The organism is Pontibacter russatus (assembly GCF_009931655.1).
GTDB classification, from domain to species: Bacteria; Bacteroidota; Bacteroidia; order Cytophagales; family Hymenobacteraceae; genus Pontibacter; species Pontibacter russatus.
The window spans coordinates 2981350-2997224 of sequence record NZ_CP047984.1; the positions used below are offsets into that span (position 1 = coordinate 2981350).

The 15875-nt window shown below is 56.9% G+C and carries 15 protein-coding genes; 9 read left to right on the forward strand and 6 right to left on the reverse strand.

The window, feature by feature from the left end; genetic code table 11:
• Nucleotides 1-98: 98 nt before the first annotated feature.
• The gene (locus GSQ62_RS12165) at nucleotides 99-1004 is read right to left on the reverse strand and encodes a DMT family transporter (protein WP_262886659.1); all 906 of its coding nucleotides are present in this window, start codon (nucleotides 1002-1004) and stop codon (nucleotides 99-101) included.
• A 177-nt stretch (nucleotides 1005-1181) separates the two neighbouring features.
• Nucleotides 1182-2177, reverse strand: a complete 996-nt coding sequence (dusB, locus tag GSQ62_RS12170) for a tRNA dihydrouridine synthase DusB (protein WP_161889750.1) — start codon at nucleotides 2175-2177, stop codon at nucleotides 1182-1184.
• 53 nt (nucleotides 2178-2230) lie between these two features.
• Here dusB and GSQ62_RS12175 point away from each other — a divergent pair, with 53 nt between their 5' ends.
• The 4 genes from GSQ62_RS12175 to GSQ62_RS12190 all read left to right on the forward strand — a co-directional run bounded on the left by GSQ62_RS12175 (nucleotide 2231) and on the right by GSQ62_RS12190 (nucleotide 6254).
• The gene (locus GSQ62_RS12175) at nucleotides 2231-3199 is read left to right on the forward strand and encodes a CPBP family intramembrane glutamic endopeptidase (protein ID WP_161889751.1); all 969 of its coding nucleotides are present in this window, start codon (nucleotides 2231-2233) and stop codon (nucleotides 3197-3199) included.
• Nucleotides 3200-3251: 52 nt separating this feature from the next.
• Complete coding sequence (locus tag GSQ62_RS12180) at nucleotides 3252-4079, forward strand: phosphatidate cytidylyltransferase (protein WP_161889752.1); 828 nt, start codon at nucleotides 3252-3254, stop codon at nucleotides 4077-4079.
• Between the two features lie 94 nt (nucleotides 4080-4173).
• Complete coding sequence (locus GSQ62_RS12185; protein ID WP_161889753.1) at nucleotides 4174-5448, forward strand: Glu/Leu/Phe/Val family dehydrogenase; 1275 nt, start codon at nucleotides 4174-4176, stop codon at nucleotides 5446-5448.
• Between the two features lie 122 nt (nucleotides 5449-5570).
• Nucleotides 5571-6254, forward strand: coding sequence for a phosphatidylserine decarboxylase family protein (locus tag GSQ62_RS12190; protein WP_161889754.1), 684 nt, complete (start codon nucleotides 5571-5573; stop codon nucleotides 6252-6254).
• A 205-nt stretch (nucleotides 6255-6459) separates the two neighbouring features.
• Here GSQ62_RS12190 and GSQ62_RS12195 read toward each other — a convergent pair whose 3' ends face one another.
• Both GSQ62_RS12195 and ribD read right to left on the reverse strand, forming a co-directional pair.
• On the reverse strand, nucleotides 6460-6942 hold the full coding sequence (locus GSQ62_RS12195; protein WP_161889755.1) for a GAF domain-containing protein: 483 nt from the start codon (nucleotides 6940-6942) through the stop codon (nucleotides 6460-6462).
• Between the two features lie 95 nt (nucleotides 6943-7037).
• Nucleotides 7038-8075, reverse strand: coding sequence for a bifunctional diaminohydroxyphosphoribosylaminopyrimidine deaminase/5-amino-6-(5-phosphoribosylamino)uracil reductase RibD (ribD, locus tag GSQ62_RS12200; RefSeq protein WP_161889756.1), 1038 nt, complete (start codon nucleotides 8073-8075; stop codon nucleotides 7038-7040).
• A 322-nt stretch (nucleotides 8076-8397) separates the two neighbouring features.
• Here ribD and prmC point away from each other — a divergent pair, with 322 nt between their 5' ends.
• The 4 genes from prmC to rfbA all read left to right on the forward strand — a co-directional run bounded on the left by prmC (nucleotide 8398) and on the right by rfbA (nucleotide 12524).
• On the forward strand, nucleotides 8398-9252 hold the full coding sequence (gene prmC / locus GSQ62_RS12205; protein ID WP_161889757.1) for a peptide chain release factor N(5)-glutamine methyltransferase: 855 nt from the start codon (nucleotides 8398-8400) through the stop codon (nucleotides 9250-9252).
• 181 nt (nucleotides 9253-9433) lie between these two features.
• Nucleotides 9434-10465, forward strand: coding sequence for a UDP-glucose 4-epimerase GalE (gene galE, locus GSQ62_RS12210; protein ID WP_161889758.1), 1032 nt, complete (start codon nucleotides 9434-9436; stop codon nucleotides 10463-10465).
• An 11-nt stretch (nucleotides 10466-10476) separates the two neighbouring features.
• Nucleotides 10477-11526, forward strand: coding sequence for a dTDP-glucose 4,6-dehydratase (gene rfbB / locus GSQ62_RS12215; protein WP_161889759.1), 1050 nt, complete (start codon nucleotides 10477-10479; stop codon nucleotides 11524-11526).
• Nucleotides 11527-11663: 137 nt separating this feature from the next.
• Entirely contained in the window at nucleotides 11664-12524 is an 861-nt protein-coding gene (gene rfbA, locus GSQ62_RS12220) for a glucose-1-phosphate thymidylyltransferase RfbA (protein WP_161889760.1), read from the forward strand.
• Nucleotides 12525-12607: 83 nt separating this feature from the next.
• Here the strand turns inward: rfbA and chrA are convergent, their stop codons facing one another.
• Both chrA and GSQ62_RS12230 read right to left on the reverse strand, forming a co-directional pair.
• Nucleotides 12608-13780 (reverse strand): chromate efflux transporter, encoded by a 1173-nt coding sequence (chrA, locus tag GSQ62_RS12225; RefSeq protein ID WP_161889761.1) that lies wholly within the window; start codon nucleotides 13778-13780, stop codon nucleotides 12608-12610.
• A 69-nt stretch (nucleotides 13781-13849) separates the two neighbouring features.
• The gene (locus GSQ62_RS12230) at nucleotides 13850-14824 is read right to left on the reverse strand and encodes an isopenicillin N synthase family dioxygenase (RefSeq protein ID WP_161889762.1); all 975 of its coding nucleotides are present in this window, start codon (nucleotides 14822-14824) and stop codon (nucleotides 13850-13852) included.
• Between the two features lie 103 nt (nucleotides 14825-14927).
• On the opposite strand from GSQ62_RS12230, the gene GSQ62_RS12235 reads away from it, so the two are divergent.
• Nucleotides 14928-15767 carry a hypothetical protein gene (locus tag GSQ62_RS12235; protein ID WP_161889763.1) on the forward strand — a complete coding sequence of 280 codons (840 nt, stop codon included), beginning with the start codon at nucleotides 14928-14930 and terminating at the stop codon, nucleotides 15765-15767.
• Nucleotides 15768-15875: the final 108 nt, after the last annotated feature.

The following is a 15875-nucleotide window of genomic DNA, read 5'->3' on the forward strand; positions in this document are numbered from 1 at the left end:
AATTATGCCTGTGGTGTCTGACTCGGGTATATATGGCTATTTGGGGTGCTGTGGGGCAGGGTGCCTCTGCGGCGGTTACGCCCAGCCCTGTAGAGGCGCTACCTCGCCCGGTTCACCACAAACACGCCCAGCAGGATAACCGCCATGCCCATATAGTGCCAGGCATAGATATGCTCCCCGTCCAGCACGCCCCAGCCCAGCGCCACAACCGGGATGAGGTAATTGGAGGAACTGGCGAAAAGCGGCGTGGAAACGTGGATGAGTTTGTTGAGCAGGATAAGGCCGATGGCGGTACTGAACACAGCCAGGATGGCTATATATAACAGCGCCTCCCAGGCCCCGGGCACAGCCTGCAGTTTATATATGGCCCCGGTGGTGAAAAGGTAAGTCGCGGCAACCGGCCCCACCGTCAGTAGCGCCAGACTCGACATCACCACAGGTTTGATGCCCTGTAGCCGGAACTTGATGATGTTGGCGCTGCCGCCGTAGCAGATGGTGGCTACCACGATGAATAGCCCATAGTATTTGTTGTCGAGATCGGCGCTGCCGCTGCCCGAGAAGATGAGCATGGCCGTGCCTGCTATCCCAATCACGATGCCCAGCAGCCGCATCCAGGTGATGGACTGCCGGAAGAACATGGCCCCGATCAGCAGCGTGAACAGCGCCGTGAGCGAGTTAAGCACGCCCGCCAGGCCGCTGGCCAGGCGCATCTCGGCATAGGCAAACAGAAACGCCGGAAGCAGGTTGCCCAGCAGACCGCTGGCCGCGATAAACTTCCAGCGCCGCGGCTCAACCTTCCGGAGGTTCAGGATGGCGAAGGGCAATAGCGAGAGGCAGGCAATCACAATCCGCAGGGCGCCCAGCTCGTCCGCCGCGAAAACAACCAGCCCCTTCTTGATCAGGATGAAAGAGGTGCCCCATATAAGCGAAAGCACGACAATCAGAAACCAGGCAAGCGTGGAGGAGTCGCTTTTCTGCGGCGGGGGAGAGGGGGCGGGCTTGATAGTTAGAAAGTTAGAAAGGTAAGATTTTGGAAGTTAGAAAGTCAGAGAGGTAAGAGTTAGTGAATTAATAAAGCCTTTCCGGCCACCAGCTTTTTGGATTTGTTGCTATTCATATATGGCTGATCAGTTTATAACCCTTCAACTTTATAACTCTTACCTATCTAACTCCCAAACTCTCTAACTTTCTAACTCAGCATAGCTCATCGTCTGCGCGATTTCCTCCAGCGTGTCATATATCTCCTGGATGTCTTCGGACTGCACGAGGCGCATGCGCAGCGGCTTGAAGTACGGCAGGCCCCGGAAGTAGTTGGTGTAGTGGCGGCGCATCTCAAAAATGCCCAGCTTCTCACCCTTCCACTCCAGCGAGTGCGTAAAGTGCTGGCGGCAAACGGCCACGCGCTCCTCCAGCGTGGGCCCGGCCAGTGTTTCGCCGGTGCTCATATAGTGCTTTATCTCGTTGAAGATCCAGGGGTAGCCGATGCTGGCGCGCCCGATCATGATGCCGTCCACGCCATAGCGGTTTCGGTACTCGAGCGCCTTCTGCGGCGAGTCGATGTCGCCGTTGCCGAAGATCGGGATGTGCATGCGCGGGTTGTTTTTCACCTCCGCGATCAGGCTCCAGTCGGCCTCGCCCTTGTACATCTGCACGCGGGTGCGGCCGTGGATGCTCAGGGCCTGGATGCCGATGTCCTGCAGCCTTTCGGCGGTTTCCACGATATACTTCGTGTTCTCGTCCCAGCCGAGGCGGGTTTTCACGGTCACGGGCAGGTGCGTCGCCTTTACAATCTCCTCCGTCATCTTCACCATCTTGGGCACGTCGCGCAGCAGCGCGGCGCCGGCGCCTTTGCAGGCCACGTTCTTCACGGGGCAGCCGTAGTTGATGTCGATCAGGTCGGGCCCTGCCTGCGAGGAGACAATGGCCGCCTCGCGCATCGAGTCAATGTCCGACCCGAAAATCTGGATGCCGACCGGGCGCTCGTAATCAAATACGTCGAGTTTCTGGATGCTTTTGGCGGCGTCGCGTATCAGGCCCTCCGAGGATATAAACTCCGTGTACATCAGGTCGGCGCCGTTCGCCTTGCACACCTTCCGGAAGGGTGGATCGCTCACGTCCTCCATCGGTGCCAGCAGCAGCGGAAACTCGCCCAGGCCTATGTTCGCTATCTTTACCACAGCTAAATCTATTTTTTCGCGTAAATTTACGTCAATTAAACCTAATCTTCTGTATGAAAGGTTTCATCTCCAAAGATCTGCACCCGTTCTGGGTGCTGCTGCTGCTGCTGGTGTTTATGGCGGGAGGCTATTTCGTGGCCACGTTCCTGGTAAGCCTGCTGGCCAAGTGGATCTTTGGGATCAGCATTTTCCAGTTGATGGAGGTGGTCGCTGATCCGGCCTCGCACCCGCAGGGGCCGGGCGTGATGCTGCTGCTGCAGGGCGTGCTGCAGTTTATATCGTTCATCGTCGGCCCCATCATTCTCCTGCGCACCCTCGGCCTGGACCTCGGCCGCTACCTGAACCGCAAGGTGCGGCCGGCGCTGTGGCTGGTGCTGCTGAGCGGGCTGCTCATCGTCATCATCATGCCCGCCAACTCCGCCGTCATCAACTGGAACGCCACGCTCAATTTCCCAGATTTTATGGGCGGGTTTGAGCGCTGGGCGCGGCAGCAGGAAGACCAACTGGCCGAGATCATGAAGCTCATCACCCGCTTCGACACCGTGGGCGATCTGCTGATAGGGCTGGTGGTGTTCGCGCTGATACCGGCTATCGGGGAAGAGTTGGTGTTCCGGGGCATAGCGCAGCGGCAGTTTTACCGCTGGCTGAACAACCCGCATGTGGCGATATGGCTGGCGGCCCTGATATTTGCGGCCATCCACGTGCAGTTCTTCGGGTTTGTGCCGAGGCTTTTGCTGGGTGCGCTGTTTGGGTATTTATATTATTGGTCGGGCCGGATCGTGGTGCCGATCGTGGCGCATTTCGTGAACAACGGCTTCACCGTTTTCATGCTGTACCTGTACCAGACCCGCGCCGTGGACGCCGACATCGAGAGCACCGAGGCGATGCCGCTCTACATGATTCTGCTGTCGCTGGTGCTGAGTGCCGCCATTATCTATTACCTTTACCAGCAGTACAAGGCTTTGCCATTGCGGCCGGGCAACGCGGAGGTGGCCGCCGCTGAGGAAGAATTTCGCACGTGAGCGGGGCAAACCAATACCATGACCTGTCGCCCCGTCGACTTAAAACCGATTCATGAGTAAAAAGATATCCACCCTCAGTAATCTCAATCAACGCGTCATTGTCGGGGTGCTGGGTGCCGCCATCTTCATCGGGAGCATCTGCTTTAGCGAGTGGACTTATTTCGTGCTCTTCCTGGGGCTCACGCTGCTGGGCATCGCCGAGTTTTACCGCATCGTGCGGGTGCAGGGCATTCACGCCAACCGGGGCATCGGGTTTCTGCTGGGCGGGCTGTTCTACGTGTCGGTGTTCCTGGTGCAGGCGGGCATGATGCCCGGCGAGTTGCTGTACTTCTCGCTGCCGGTGCTTTTCTTCATTTTTATATATGAGCTTTACCGGAAACAGCCGCAGCCGTTCACCAACATTGCCTTCACCATTATGGGCGCCCTGTACGTGGCTGGCCCTTTCGGGCTGCTGCACGTGCTGGCTTATTTCGATGGCGGTTACAGGTGGCAGCCCATCCTGGGCCTGCTGCTGCTGATCTGGGCCTCCGACACCGGCGGGTATATAGCGGGCAAAAACTTCGGCAGGCACAAGCTGTTCGAGCGCATCTCGCCGGGCAAAACCTGGGAGGGGTGGGTAGGCGGCACGCTTTTCTCTATCGGCGTCGGCTACGTGCTGAGCCTCATCTTTGTAGAGTTGGAAGTATACCAGTGGGTGGGGATGGCCCTCATCGTTTCGGTGTTCGGGGTGCTGGGCGACCTGGTGGAGTCGATGCTGAAGCGCAGCCTGGGCGTGAAAGACTCGGGCACCCTGCTGCCGGGCCACGGCGGCCTGCTCGACCGCTTCGACAGCCTGCTGATGGTCATTCCCTTCATCGTCGCCTTCGTCAAAATCTTCTGAAAAAATGGCGCAAAGCCCGTAGGAGCTTGCGCGTAATATTCTCAAATTGCCGCATAACTGATTACTCACTACTAATTCTTAAACACACAAAACGATGTTATATAAAGAGCCTGCGCCTATAAAGGACAGAGAGAATCCTTTTGAATCAATGATGTCGCGCTTTAACGTGGCGGCTGAAGTACTGGGGCTGGATGAAGAAGTATATAATGTTTTGAAGTCGCCGACGCGGCAGGTGATCGTCAACATCCCCGTCACCATGGACGATGGCAAGGTGCGCGTCTTCGAGGGATACAGGGTAATGCACTCCAACATCCTGGGCCCGTCCAAGGGTGGTATCCGCTACGCCCCGGACGTGTTCCTGGACGAGGTGAAGGCACTGGCCGCCTGGATGACGTGGAAGTGCGCCGTGGTGGACATTCCGTACGGCGGCGCCAAAGGCGGCATCATCTGCGACCCTTACGCCATGTCCGCCGGTGAGATCGAGCGCCTCACAAGGGCCTACACCTCTTCGCTGGTCGACCTTTTCGGCCCGGACCAGGATATACCGGCCCCGGACATGGGCACCGGCCCGCGCGAGATGGCGTGGCTGATGGACGAATACTCTAAAACAAAAGGCTCTACGGTGCATGCGGTGGTCACAGGCAAGCCGCTGGTGCTGGGCGGTTCGCTGGGCCGCGTGGAGGCCACGGGGCGCGGGGTGATGGTGTCGGCGATGGCGGCGATGGAGAAACTGGGCATGGATCCGAACAAATCGACTGCCGCCGTGCAGGGCTTTGGCAACGTGGGTGCCTGGGCGGCCAAACTGATGGCGGAGCGTGGCGTAAAAATCCTGGGCATCAGTGACGTGAGCGGCGCCTACTGGAACGACAGCGGCATCGACATTGACGGGGCCATTGAGTACAAGAACGGGCACAACGGCCGCCTGGAGGGCTACAGAGGCGCGGAGCAAATGGACCCGGCCGAACTGCTGACTTCCAGGGTGGATGTGCTGGTGCCCGCTGCCGTGGAGGACGTGATCACGATCCACAACGTGGACCGGATACAGGCCCGCCTGATTGTGGAGGGAGCCAACGGCCCGACGTCTTACAAAGCCGACAGCATCATCAACGAGAAAGGCATCATGGTGGTGCCGGACATCCTGGCGAACTCCGGCGGGGTAACGGTATCGTACTTTGAGTGGGTGCAAAACCGCATGGGCTTTAAATGGACACTGCAGCGCGTAAACGAGCGGGCCGAGCGCATCATGAACGAGGCCTTTGAGCGCGTGTATGCCGCTTCACAGAAATATAACGTACCGATGCGCATCGCGGCCTATATCGTGGCAATCGACAAGGTGGCGATGACGTATAAGTACCGTGGCGGCTTCTAACACGTAAATTTTTACAACAATAAACGTAAGTTTATTATTTTTGAAGCAGAAACATGGCCCATTCATTTTTAAGGAATGGGCTATTGCTGAATGGAAGGCGCCTGCGGGTAACATAACTACGGATGAAGATTCATAAAGAAGGACGGAGAATTCTATTTTTTTTGCTGTTGATTTTGCTGGTGCTCAACCTGTTGCTCTATAACTTTAATGCAGACAACAACACCTTCAACAAAATCTTCTCAGCTGTTTCCGCCGTCCTGTTCCTGTTGATTCTTCAGTTTTTCCGCAGCCCGTACCGCAACCTGCTGCTGCACGAAGACCTGCTCACGGCCCCTGCCGACGGCAAGGTGGTGGTGATTGAGGAGGTGGATGAACCCGAATATTTCAAAGGCAGGCGCAAGCAGATCTCCATCTTCATGTCGCCCATCAACGTACACATCACGCGCAACCCGGTGTCGGGCATTGTCAAATATTTCAAGTACCACCCTGGCAATTACTTCGTGGCCTGGCACCCGAAATCGAGCACGCAGAACGAGCGCACCACGGTGGTGGTAGAGTCTACGGCTGGTCCGGAGGTGCTTTTCCGCCAGATTGCCGGTGCCATGGCGCGCCGTATCGTGTGGTACGTGAACGAGGGGGACGAGGTAAGCCAGGGCGAGGAGTTCGGCTTCATCAAGTTCGGCTCCCGGGTAGACGTGTTCGTGCCGCTGGATACGGAGATTAAAGTGGAACTGGGGCAGAAAACCAAAGGCGGCCAGACCGTTATTGCCCAACTGAAAACCGCACCACCGACGTTCTTCGGATAGGTATATAGAGGCAAGGGAATCATATATGGCAAGGCCGCTGCAGAAACATCTGCAGCGGCCTTGCCATAAAAGGGCCTCGCGCACGAAGACCTCGCAGCGTGCGCAGCTCCTGCGAGCGTCTGGTATATATAGCTTCAGCCCTTGATGTAGACACTCGCGGGACCTTCGGACACCGCGAGGTCAGCGAAAATGTGGTCGGCGAAAACTAATACCAGCTTGCCACCAGTTGCATCAGTTGCTCCAGGTAGCGTTTGTCCACTTCGTCAAAGTCGTTCAGCTTGTCGCTGTCTATATCCAGCACCAGCTTTACCTCACCGTCTTTTATAACCGGCACCACAATCTCGGACTTGGAGTCGCCGCTGCAGGCTATATGGCCGGGGAAGGCCTCTACGTCTGGTACAATGATGGTCTCGTGTCGGGTATAACTGGCGCCGCACACGCCTTTGTGGTAGGGGATGCGGGTACAGGCCACCGGCCCCTGAAACGGCCCCAGCACCAACTGCTGCTCTTTATTGAAGTACACGCCCACCCAAAAGAAGCCAAACCCCTGCCGGAGGGCGGCCACCAGGTTGGAGATGTTGGCAATCAGATCTGTTTCGCCGCTTACGAGCGCTTCGATCTGCGGTAGGAGAGCCTTATATTTTTCCTCTTTGGGGAGGCTCGCATCTATCAGAAGGGATTCTGCCATGGGCTAATTTTGAGTGACTGAATTGAATAATTAAATATGGGGTCGGTTAGTGTTAGACTGAAAAAGTTTTCCGTCTAACGTCTTGTGTCTAAAATCTAACGTCTGACGTAGTGAAACAACTGGTCGGGGCCTAAAGTTTGCGCCTGCTGTAGGTGGCCATATATCATGGCGGGCGCTTTGATGCCGCCGCCCAACGTTATATGCCTGCTCTTCAGCACGATGGCCTCGTCCCAGAGGTTGGCCTGCAGCAGGCTTTCGAGCAGAAACGTGCCGCCCTCCACCATCACCGAGAGCACGTTGCGCCGGTGCAGGTCCTGCATGAGCTGGGGGAGCAATGGCTCCTGCTCCTGAAGCTGCACAAAATCCAAATTCTCCACGGCCTCCTGCTTCCGGTAGTTATATACCACGGTCGGGTGGCTTCCGTCGAACAGGTGCAGGTGCCCGGGCAGCAGCAGGTTTTTGTCTATCACCACACGCAAAGGGCTTCTGCCGCCCCAGAGGCGGGTGTTCAGGCGCGGGTTATCGTATAGTGCGGTGCGGCTGCCGATCATAATAGCCTGCTCCTCAGATCGCCATTTATGCACCACCCGCTGCGCCAGTTTTCCGCTGATCTGCTCCTGCCGGTAATCGGCGGCGGCTATATAGCCGTCAGCGGTCTCCGCCCATTTTAACAGTATGTAGGGCCGCTTTTGCGCATGGAAGGTGAAGAAGCGTTTGTTCAGGTCCAGTCCGTCCTCCTCCAGCACACTCACTTTCACCTGCGCACCCGCCTCAATCAGCTTTTGGATGCCGCGTCCCGCCACCAGTGGGTTCGGGTCGGTGTTGCAGATCACCACATCCTTCACGCCGTGGCTGAGGAGCAAATCGGCGCAGGGCGGCGTTTTCCCGTAGTGTGAGCAGGGTTCCAGCGTCACATATACCCGGCTTTCCGGCAGCAGGCTTTTGTCCTCCACGGCAGCGATGGCGTTCACCTCGGCATGCGGCCCGCCGTAGTTCTGGTGCCAGCCCTCGCCGATAATCTGCCCGTCGTACACCACCACGCAACCCACCATCGGGTTGGGGTAGGTGAAGCCGCTGCCCAGGCGGGCAAGCTCCAGTGCGCGGCGCATATATAGTTCGTCGGAGGAGGCCATGAGTTAATTATGAGTTACGAGTTTCGAATGGGAAGGCATGGATAAATTGCTGCATGGTTAAATGGTTGATTGTTAAATCCTAGTATATGGGGGCTGGTTCAGCAACTACTACAGCTTGGCACGCACGTCCTGTTCAATCTACGGACCAGCAACATAACCATCAGGCCATTTAACAATCAGCAACCAACAACCAGCAATCAAACGGCAGCGGCAATACCACGAGAGCCGTGTTCCACACACTGACCCGGAACTCCTGATTCGGAACTCGAAACTCTAACCACTACTTTTGCAAAGATATCTAAATTGTAAAGAAAGAACAGGCGTGGCGACTATCCAGGAAATGCAGCAGTACATCCGGCAGAGCATACAGGCGGCGTACCCGGAGCCGGAGGCGGGCGCGGTGGCACAACTGGTGCTGGAGCAGGTGTTGGGGCAGTCGCGGGGGCAGCTGCGCCTGAACCGGCAGGAGGCGGTGAGCGAGGCGCAGGAGGCATATATAAACGCAGCGGTGGCGCGGCTGCAGCAGCAGGAGCCGGTGCAGTATGTGCTGGGCGTGGCGCACTTCTACGGGCTGGACCTGCGGGTGGATGAACGGGTGCTGATCCCGAGGCCGGAGACGGAGGAACTGGTGGACCTGGTGCTGAAGGAGCACAAGGGGCGGCAGGGACTGCGGGCGCTGGACATCTGCACCGGGAGCGGCTGCATTCCGCTGGCGCTGGCGGCCAACCTGCCGGGTGCGGCTATATATGGCCTGGAGGTGTCGGAGGGGGCGCTGGAGGTGGCCAGAGCCAACGCGGCCATATATAAGCTGCCGGTCACGTGGCTGCAGCAGGATATCTTTGAGCCGGTACAGGGAATTGCTGCCGGTTCGATGGACATCATCACCAGCAACCCGCCCTACGTGCTGGAGACGGAAAAGCAGCAGATGCGCCTGAATGTGCTGGAGTACGAGCCGCACCTCGCCTTGTTTGTGCCCGACGCCGATGCGTTGAAGTATTACCGCAGGATTAGCGAAGTTGCCCTAGAATTTCTGAAAGATGGCGGCAATTTGTACTTTGAGATAAACGAGCGCTACGGAGAGCAGGTGCGGGACCTGTTGCTGCAGGCCGGTTTCCCGGCGGCCGCCGTGGTGCAGGACCTGTTCGGCAAGGACCGGATGGTGCGGGCGGTGAAATAACCTGTCAACCTAAAGTATGGGTTCGATAAAAGGTTGTGTGTAAGGCGCAAATATATAACTTTGTACTTTTAGAGCACCGGCTTGGGAGCCAGCGCTTTGTGTACTGCAGGGAAAAGTGCAACATGCTTTCTGCAGCACGGCGTATATATGAAATCAGGCTTAACAACTAAATTTTAGCGCTTTGGCAAAAGAAAAAATACTGGTGACCGGCGGCGCGGGCTACATCGGCTCGCATACGGTGGTGGAACTGGCAGAGGCAGGCTACGAGCCTGTGATTGTGGATAATTTCTCTAATTCGGAGGAGCGCGTGCTGGATGGGATTGCGGCCATCCTGGGCCGGAGTATTCCCTGCCACCACATCGACTGCACCGATGCCGCCGCCCTGCGCGGCGTGTTCGAGCAGGAGCAGAACATTGCCGGTGTCATTCATTTTGCGGCCTACAAAGCCGTGGGGGAGTCGGTGGAGCAGCCGCTGAAGTACTACCACAACAACGTGGGCTCGCTGGTGACGCTGCTGCAGGTGATGGAGGCGTTCAAGGTATATAATCTGGTGTTTTCTTCATCCTGCACGGTATATGGCATTCCGGAGCAGCTGCCCGTAACGGAGCAAACCCCGGTGCAGAAGGCCAACTCGCCCTACGGCAACACCAAAAAAGTCTGCGAGGAGATTCTGACAGACCTGGCAAACAGCGGCAACAGCAGCACTAAGAGCATTGCGCTGCGCTACTTTAACCCTATCGGGGCGCACCCGACCGCGAAAATCGGGGAACTGCCGCTGGGCGTGCCGAGCAACCTCGTGCCGTTCATCACCCAGACTGCCGCAGGCATCCGCGAGCAACTCACCATCTTCGGCAACGACTACGACACGGCAGACGGCACCAACGTGCGGGATTATGTGCACGTGGTGGACCTGGCGAAGGCGCACGTGGCGGCGGTGGAGCGCATGCTGCAGGGCAAGGTGAAGGACATCGAATTCTTTAACGTGGGAACCGGCCGGGGCAACACGGTGCTGGAGGCCGTGCAGGCTTTCGAGCGCGCCACCGGTGTAAAGCTCAACTACAAAATAGGCCCGCGCCGCGCCGGTGATGTGCCGAAGATATATGCCGACGTGACCAAGGCCACCGAGGTACTCGGCTTCAAGACCAGCAGCACGCTGGAAGAAGCCATGAAAAGCGCCTGGGACTGGCAACTGTCCCTTCAGAAAGATAAATAACCAATACAAGCATGAAAATATTGATTACGGGCGGAGCCGGGTTTATCGGGTCGCATGTGGTGCGTTTGTTTGTGAACAAGTACCCCAGCTACCAGATCTTCAACCTCGACAAGCTCACTTACGCCGGAAACCTGGCGAACCTGACGGATATAGAGGAAAAGAAGAACTACACGTTCCTGAAAGGCGACATCGTGGACGCTGCCTATATAGAAAGCATCTTCAGCGAGTACGGGTTTGATGCCGTGATACACCTGGCGGCAGAGTCGCATGTGGACCGCTCCATTACCGACCCGCTGGCGTTCGTGCAGACGAACGTGATCGGCACGGTAAACCTGCTGAACACCGCCCGCCAGCACTGGGCCGCCAACCTGCAGGATCATCTGTTTTACCATATCTCCACTGACGAGGTATATGGCTCGCTGGGCGAAGAAGGACTTTTCACGGAGGAGACCGCCTACGACCCGCGCTCGCCTTACTCAGCCTCCAAAGCCAGCTCCGACCATTTTGTGCGTGCCTGGTACCACACCTACGGCCTGCCGGTAAAAATCTCGAACTGCTCGAACAACTACGGTCCGAACCACTTCCCTGAGAAGCTGATTCCGCTGGCCATCAACAACATCCAGCACGAGCGCCCGGTGCCGGTATATGGCAAAGGCGAGAACGTGCGCGACTGGCTGTATGTGATTGACCATGCCCGCGCCATTGATGTGATCTTCCATGAGGGGAAGGTGGGCGACACCTACAACATCGGCGGCGTGAACGAGTGGAAGAACCTGGACCTGATCGAGCTGCTCTGCGACCAGATGGACGAGAAACTGGGCCGTGAGAAGGGGCACTCGCGCAAACTCATCACCTTCGTGAAAGACCGGGCCGGACACGACCTGCGCTACGCCATCGACTCCTCCAAACTGATGGACGAACTCGGCTGGAAACCCTCTGTCACGTTTGAGGAAGGCCTCAGCAAAACCGTGGATTGGTACCTGCAGCACAAGGAGTGGCTCGAGAACGTGACCTCCGGCAACTACCAGCGCTACTACGAGCAGCAGTACGTTAGCCGCTAAAGCCGCTGAAAGGCGGCAATGGTTAATTGCTATATTGCTGATTGTTAAAAAAGCGATCAGCAAGAGATATAAGTATATAGTTGTTGGTAGTTGATGGCTTTGAAGACAATCAACAACCAGCAAGCAACAATCAAGAAATGAAAGGAATCATATTGGCCGGAGGCTCCGGCACCCGTTTACACCCCCTGACCATTGCGGTGAGCAAGCAGCTGATGCCGGTCTATGACAAGCCGATGATTTACTATCCGCTGTCTACGCTCATGCTGTCTGGCATCAAGGACATCCTGATCATCTCGACGCCGCACGACCTGCCGCTGTTCGAGCGGCTTCTGGGCGACGGCAGCCATATAGGCTGCAGTTTCAGCTACGCCGTGCAGGAGGAGCCAAACGGGCTGGCGCAGGCCTTCGTCATCGGGGAGGAATTTATTGGCGGCGATAAAGCGGCGCTGATACTGGGCGACAATATCTTTTACGGGTCGGGTATGAGCAAGCTGCTGCAGGCCAATAATGATCCGGACGGCGGGGTGGTGTTTGCCTACCACGTGCACGATCCGGAGCGCTATGGTGTGGTGGAGTTTGATGAGCATAACGTAGCCGTATCGATAGAGGAGAAGCCTAAGGAGCCAAAATCCAGCTTCGCGGTGCCGGGGCTGTACTTCTACGATAACGATGTGGTGGAGATCGCCAAAAACCTGCAGCCAAGCCCGCGTGGCGAATATGAAATCACGGATGTGAACAAAGAGTACTTACGACGAGGCAAACTGAAAGTGGGCATTCTGGACCGGGGCACCGCCTGGCTGGACACGGGCACCATCGTGTCGCTGATGCAGGCGGCCACCTTTGTGCAGGTGATCGAGGAGCGGCAGGGCCTGAAGATCGGCAGCATCGAGGAGGTGGCTTATCGCATGGGTTTTATCAACGCGGAGCAACTGCAGCGCGTGGCCGAGCCCCTGCGCAAGAGCGGCTACGGCGAATACCTGCTGCAAATTCTGAAGTAGATTTTATATATGAATTAGGTTTCATATATAAACCATGTATAAGACGAGGCCCGGCTGAGAAAACTTAGCCGGGCCTCGTCTTTTCAATTGATAATGATGCCCAGTAGCAGTCCTGTCAGGATAAGCACAGGCGCGGGTATTTTGGTGAAGAGGAGCAGGCAAAACGTGGCCACCACAATGCCGAAGTTCAGGGGCGTGTTCTCGATGGGGTGATAGAGCTGTATGGCCGCCGCTACCACCATGCCCGAACTCACGGCGCTGATTCCTTCCAGCGAGGCCCGCACCACCCGGTATTTCTTCAGGCCGTCCCAAAACCGGATAACGAAGAAGATGAGAAAAGTGCCCGGCAGGAAAATGCCGACGGTCGCCACAAAAGAGCCCAGCAACTGGCCCGGCAGGCCGAACTTCCGCATCGCCAGGCTGCCGACGAAGGAGCAGAAAGAGAAGGTGGGTCCCGGCAGGGCCTGCACAATGGCGTAGCCCGACAGGAACTCCTCCCCGGTGAGGTAACCTTTAAAGTCCACAAACTCGGTGAAGAGCAGCGGAATGAGCACCTGCCCGCCCCCAAACACCAGGCTTCCGTTCCGGTAAAAGTTCTCGAACAACCTGACCGGCAACGAGGAGGTCGTGGCACCCAGCACCGCCGCCGTTACCAACACCCCCACAAACAATATGAAATTGGCCCACTGGATGTGCAGCTTCTTGTCTTTTTCGAGCGGGTGCTGCTTAAAGCGCAGGGCCGTGACCGCGCCGCCCGCAAGCAGCATCACCGGAAACACCCACGGAGAGGAGAAGAAATACACCAGGATAGCCGAAATCACCATCAGCACAATGGCCGTTTTTGTCGTCACCACTTTCAGGCTGATGACATAGGCGGCGTAGGCCACAAAACCCACGGCCATGGGTAGGATAATCCGCAGGAACTCCAGGGACATGCCCTGCTGCTGCAGGTAGGAGATGCCGATGGCCGCCAGCGCCATAATGGTGGCGGCAGGCGTTATCCAGACAAGCAGCGTAAGGTACGCCAGGTTCGGCCCCCCGATCTTAAAGCCGATGGCCGTGATGGTTTGGGTGGAGGTGGGGCCGGGCAGGATCTGGCACAGGGCGTTCAGCTCTATCAGTTCCTTCTCCGTCAGGTAGCGGCGCTTGTCTACCAGTAGCTTGAACATCATGGCAATGTGCGCCTGCGGCCCCCCGAAAGCTGTGAGGGCCAGAATCAGGACATCCCTGAGAAAGATATAGTAGCGCAGGCTCATGTAGCATAAAAGTAAAAAAAGAGAGACAGGTTTTAGCTATCTCTCTTTTTAAAGTTTCAGGCAGCGCCTTTATGCTTTTTTCAGGCCGAGTTCTATGAGGCGCTCGTTCAGGTACTCCCCGGCGGTGGCGTCAGGGTAGGCTTTGGGGTTTTGCGCATCGATGCAGCTCTCCAGGCAGGTCAGGTCCATTTCGGAGCGCGGGTGCATGAAGAACGGGATGGAGTAGCGGGAGGTGTTCATCAGCTCGCGCGGCGGGTTCACCACCCGGTGGATGGTCGACTTCAGCTTGTTGTTGGTGAGGCGCGCCAGCATGTCGCCCACGTTTACCACCACCTGCTCGGGCAGGGCCGTAATCGGAATCCACTTGCCGTCGCGGCGCAGCACCTGCAGGCCGTCGGCGCTGGCGCCCATCAGCAGCGTGATCAGGTTGATGTCGCCGTGCTCGGCGGCGCGCACCGCATCGGCGGGCACACTGTCCGGGTCTTCAATCGGGAAGTAGTGGATGGGGCGCAGAATGCTGTTGCCGTTGTGTACTTTGTCGTCAAAGTAGCTCTCCTCCAGGCCCAGGTTGATGGCGATGGCCTTCAGCACTTGCTTGCCGGCCGCCTCCAGTTTGCGGTAAGCCTCCAGCGTCACCTCTCTGAAATCTGCTATCTCTTTCGGAAAGATGTTCTCCGGGTACTCGTCCTTAATCGGGTCGTTGTCCGTCACCTCCTGGCCCACGTGGTAGAACTCTTTCAGGTCGCCGGTGTTGCGGCCTTTGGCGTGCTCCTTGCCCTTGCCCACATAGCCGCGCTGGCCTGCCAGTCCCGGCACCTCGTACTGTTGCTTCACCTCGTCGGGCAACGCAAAAAATGCCCTGGTGGCGGCATACAGTTTTTGGGTCAGTTCATCACTCAACCCGTGGTTGCGCAGCGCGATGAAGCCGATATTCTGGTACGCATCGCTCAGCTGCCCCACAAACCTTGCCCTTCGCTCCGCGTCACCCGATGTAAAATCAGCCAGGTCCAGCGAAGGAACCTCCTCAAACAAAATCTCGCTCATATAGTAAAAACTGTATACTTTTTTGTAACTTATACGTAGATCGCAATATACGGAAAAATTAAAACCGCTAAATTAGCCCTGTCGCTAACTAAACCCAAAATTGATGAGAAAAACGTACTTGCTTCTGGCCTCGGCCCTGATGGTTGGATTCACCGCCTGTGACACTGCCCGGCAGACGCAGGATGTAGAAACACAGACTCCTGTGGCTCCGATTAACGAGGGTCCGATACCGGCTGGCGCTGTAATGAACAAAAACGGACTGAGTGTTTTTGCCTTCAACAACTCGCAGAATTACCCGGAGTCGCAATTGCGCCTGAACGTGCCTGCCGCAGGAAGCGTGGTGGAGCCTGGGCCTGTGCAGTTCGACTATACCCTGTCTAACTACCAACTAACGCGCATGACGCCGCACTCCAATGCCGAGCACCTGGCCAACTCGCAGCAGGGGCAGCACATCCACAACATCGTGGACAATGAGCCGTACACCGCGCACTACGAGACAGAGTTTACGAAAGAGATGAAAGAGGGAGAGCACGTAATTCTGTCGTTCCTGTCCCGCTCCTACCACGAGAGCCTGAAGCACGAGGGCGCGTACGACCTGCGCAAGGTTACGGTAGGCCGCCCCACCGAAAGCCTGGAATTCGACCTGTCGACCCCGCACATGTTCTACAGCCGACCCAAGGGCGAGTATGTAGGCAAGGATGCGGAGCAGATCATGCTGGACTTTTACCTCGTGAACACAGACCTTTCCGCCACGGGAAATAAAGTGAGGGCCACCATCAACGGCACCGAGTTTATGCTGGACAGATGGTTGCCCTATAGCATACAAGGTCTACCGATGGGCGAGAACACCATACAACTGGAACTGGTGGATAGCAGCGGCAACGTGCTGCCGGGCCCATACAACAGCGTGACGCGCACCTTCACACTGAAGCCCGCGGCTTAAGTTGTTCATTTTTATATATAGCAGAACGCCCACGTTAGACAGAATTCTGGCGTGGGCGCTCTGCTATATATGGCTTTGAGTGTTGCAGCTATATATAGCTCGCAGGAG